This is a genomic window from Arthrobacter sp. MDT2-34-1, from assembly GCF_059091365.1.
Map to the genome: position 1 here is coordinate 1 of NZ_JBNHGO010000120.1, position 527 is coordinate 527.

Annotated in this window: 1 pseudogene; it reads left to right on the forward strand. The window is 70.2% G+C overall.

What is annotated here, in order from left to right:
* A pseudogene (locus AC5RVV_RS17960) lies at positions 1-527 on the forward strand (UDP-glucose 6-dehydrogenase); the annotation flags it as partial.

Sequence of the window (527 nt, forward strand, 5' to 3'; positions counted from 1 at the left end):
GGTCGGCATCGACGTCGACGAACGCAAGATCGCGGCCCTGCGGGAAGGCAGGGCGCCGTTCTTCGAACCGGGCCTGCCGGAGCTGCTGACGGCCGCCGGCGAGAGCGGGCGCCTGCGGTTCAGCACCGACATCGCCGATGCCGCCGGCGCGCAGGTGCACTTCATCGCGGTCGGCACTCCGCAGAAGAAGGGCGAGAACGCGGCGGACCTGCGCTACGTGGACGCCGCCGTCGACAACCTGCTGCCGCACCTGGGCGATGGGGACGTCGTCGTCGGCAAATCCACCGTTCCGGTGGGCACCGCCCGCCGGCTCGCCGAGAAGATCACCGAAGCCAACCCGAGCGCGCACCTGGTCTGGAACCCGGAATTCCTGCGCGAGGGCTTCGCCGTGCAGGACACCATTGCGCCGGACCGGATCGTGTACGGGCTGCCGGCCGGAGCGGAAGCCAATGAACTCGCCGGAATCCTCGACGCGGTGTACGAGCGCGCGCTGGGCAACAACACCCCGCGGATCGTCACGGACTACG